Annotated in this window: 4 protein-coding genes; 2 read left to right on the forward strand and 2 right to left on the reverse strand. The window is 72.0% G+C overall.

The window, feature by feature from the left end:
• Nucleotides 1-329: PD-(D/E)XK nuclease family protein (locus G6021_RS11205; RefSeq protein WP_182641306.1), on the forward strand; the 329-nt coding region annotated here is incomplete at its 5' end.
• On the opposite strand, the gene G6021_RS11210 is transcribed toward G6021_RS11205, so the two are convergent.
• On the reverse strand, nt 322-1449 hold the full coding sequence (locus tag G6021_RS11210; RefSeq protein WP_182641307.1) for a DNA gyrase subunit A: 1128 nt from the start codon (nt 1447-1449) through the stop codon (nt 322-324). The genes G6021_RS11205 and G6021_RS11210 overlap by 8 nt on opposite strands.
• A gap of 241 nt (nt 1450-1690) precedes the next feature.
• On the opposite strand from G6021_RS11210, the gene G6021_RS11215 reads away from it, so the two are divergent.
• Complete coding sequence (locus tag G6021_RS11215) at nt 1691-2050, forward strand: hypothetical protein (RefSeq protein ID WP_179524078.1); 360 nt, start codon at nt 1691-1693, stop codon at nt 2048-2050.
• Here G6021_RS11215 and G6021_RS11220 read toward each other — a convergent pair.
• Nucleotides 2034-2882: a tyrosine-protein phosphatase gene (locus G6021_RS11220; RefSeq protein ID WP_241731274.1), complete on the reverse strand. Its 849-nt coding sequence runs from the start codon at nt 2880-2882 to the stop codon at nt 2034-2036. The genes G6021_RS11215 and G6021_RS11220 overlap by 17 nt on opposite strands.
• Nucleotides 2883-3038 lie beyond the last annotated feature (156 nt).

The following is a 3038-nucleotide window of genomic DNA, read 5'->3' on the forward strand; positions in this document are numbered from 1 at the left end:
CCCTCACCTCGAAGCCCGTCCGGAGGGCGGCCGCCCGCCCCCACTGGGCGGAGTTGCCGGTCGCGGGCGCTCTCGCCACGGCCGACGGCACGCCGGTGGCGGTGGACGGGGTGGTCGACCTGGTCGTGGACGAGCCCGACGGTTCGCTGTCCGTCATCGACTACAAGACCGATGTGGCGGTCACCACCGGGACAGTCGACGAGTACCTGCTGCAGTTGTGCGCGTACGCCGAACTGCTGGGCGCGACCACCGGCCGGACGGTCTCGCGCGTCGAGCTCGTGTTCTGCCGCGGCAACCGGGCCACCGTGATCGGACGGGACCTCAGCTGAGGTTCGTCCACACCACCCGGCCGTTCGCCGCGGCCGCGACCGCGGCGTCGCAGGGTTCGCCGGTGGTCAACGCCTGGTACAGCTCGACCAGCAGGTCGACGACCGAATCCCACACCCGGTGGAGCGGTTCCTCCCCGCCGTACGCCCAGATGGACCCGGCGTCCGGCCCGGTCCGATAGGACACCGCGTACCCGTACCCGCGGCGCTCCGCGATCGGCCACAGGCGACCGGTCCAGGTACCCCCGGACCCCGGGTCCGAACCGAGTCCGCCGAGCGCCATCGCGTGCTCGAACCTCTTCGCCTGGACCTCGAAACCCTCGGCGGCGCCGACCGGTTCGGCGAACGGCAGCAGACCCTCGACCGAATCCAGGCCGGTCCGGCGCAGATGCCACAGCAGGGTCCGGATCCCCACCGAATCGTCGACACCGCAGCTGTCGAGGAGGGTCCCGGTCCGGCTGTCGGACGCGCGGGGATCATCCAGCCACGCACCGGGGACGCTCTCCACCTGCAGGAGGACCGCGATCGCGTCGCAGAGCTCCCCGACCTGCTCGTCGAGCACGACAGCGGCCTCGTCGACACGCCCGGACCGCGATCGCCGGGCGACGTGGTCGGAGGGCCCCGGGTCCCCGGTGATCACGGGCGGCGGAGCGGTCGGGCCCCGGCCCTGTTCATCGTCCATCGCTCGTCGGATCCCGTCGAGGGCGCCGTCGAACTCGGCACCCCACCCCGCCCGCGCGGCGGACTCCGGTTCCGGCGCCCGCGCCGCCTGTCCCGGCGCCGGGTCGAGCTCGACCTCGTCCTCCCGAACCGCCGGGATCGCCCCGGTGACATCGGCGAAGAGGTCCAGCCGCGCACGTCGGCTGTCGCGCATCCGGTCGCGCTCGGACCGCGTGAACGACAGCACCGGAAGGGTGAGGAGCAGCGCGGCCTGCCTACCCGAGAACCCGAATCCCAGTTTGAGGGCGCGGCGGGCGTCGACAGGGGATTCCGCCTGCCGGATCGTCTCTATCACGGCATCCAGGTCCTCGCACGCCAGGAGTACCGCCTCGGCCTCGTCGCACGCACTCCCGGCGTCGTCCCCGGGCTCGAACCAGCCCCCGACCGCACCCATAGAACCCATGCCAGTCCCCCGATCTTTCCCGCAACAGAACGGACCCGGCCCCCACCGGATCGTCACGAATCCTACGCCCGCCGACCCACCCGTGGTCATGCGGTCACGCAGCCCGGGGCGGGTCCGTCCCTGTGGATTGTGACCGATCTCTCCGCCATCTACGGGACGCTGACCAGCGCTTTTCGATTTTCCAGCAGTTCCACAGGGACGGCGGGGGATTCCTTTAGGAACGGGACGTAGGGTCCTGGGCATGAACGGACAACTGATGCTGGAGGACGGGGACCGGAGCCGCTCCACCCCGGCGCCTCCTGCGGAGGTCGCCCCGGTGGGCCGCGAGGCGACCCCGGCCGCGGTGTTCCCGGCGCCGTTGACCACGGTCTCGGCCGCGGCGACAGGGGGGCTGATCGGCCTCGGGGCGGTCTACGGCGTGGCGGCGCGACTCGCCGACACCCTTGTCGGGGTGGCGGTCCTCGTCCTGGTGTTCGCGTTGACGATGGCCGGCCCGAGGGTCCACTCCGTGGCCCGGTCCGAGGTGGGCCGCACCATCGCGGTGATCCTCGAGGCGATCGCCTTCGGTGGTGTGCTCGGCGCGGTCATCGTCCTGTTCTGAGCCGGGCCCCCAGCTGCTCCACGAGGTCCTCCTCCACCCCGGCGCCGTCCACGAGGTATCGACGGACGTCGCCGAACTCGCTGTCCAACGCGGTCAGCGAGCGCCGGATGTTGCTCTCCTCGACCCCGATGAGCACGTCGATCGCGTCGAGACGCTCGGGCATCTCCGCCCGGACGTACGCCCGGATGGAGTTGACGAAGTCGACGGACAGCTCGCGGGTCAGCATGTAGTCGGCGATCACGTCCTCTTCCCGCACTCCGGCGAGCAGCTGGAGCACTGCGGAGGTCCAGCCCGTCCGGTCCTTGCCGGCCGTGCAGTGCACGATCGCCGGGCCCGCCGACCGCGCCACGGCGCTGACCGCGCGGCCGAAACCGGTCCGCTCCTCGTCGCCGAGGACGAACCGCTCGTACATGATCGCCGTCTCGCGTCGGGCGTCCTCCACGCTGAACGTCCCGACCCCGGTGAATGCGGCCGCGGAGGTGTTCCCGGCGAGGACGTCGATGGCCAGGTAGTCGGCACCGGCGGGGATCACGTCGGGCTGCCTGGTGATCTCGTCGCCGGTCCGCAGGTCCACGATGGTGCTCACCCCGAGCCGCTCGAGTACCCCGAGGTCGTCCTCACCCACCGACAGCGTGGTGGATCGGTAGACCAGACCGCGGGCCATGCTCCCGGTCGGGTGGAGCGCGTAACCCGGGCCCGCGACGTCACGGAAGTTGTGCACGCTCGTCAGTCGGACGTCGCCGGGCGCCGGTCCGGATGCGCCGACCTCAGCCCCCACCTCCGCGACGACCTCGGCGTCGACCCCGGTGGTCATGCGCGCGTCTGCGCCCATTCCGCGTCCCCTTCGGCTCCCGCGCGCCCGGATGACGCACCGCGCCTCCGTTCCTACCGGATCGCGGGTACCGGTGCGAGGCGGCCTCCGCGGAACCGCATCTCACCGCGCTGCCGCCCACCCGTCACCCGGGTCCCGGTTCGACGTGCCCCGGTG

The sequence above is a fragment of the Dietzia sp. CW19 genome (assembly GCF_014145265.1).
Classification (GTDB): domain Bacteria; phylum Actinomycetota; class Actinomycetes; order Mycobacteriales; family Mycobacteriaceae; genus Dietzia; species Dietzia natronolimnaea.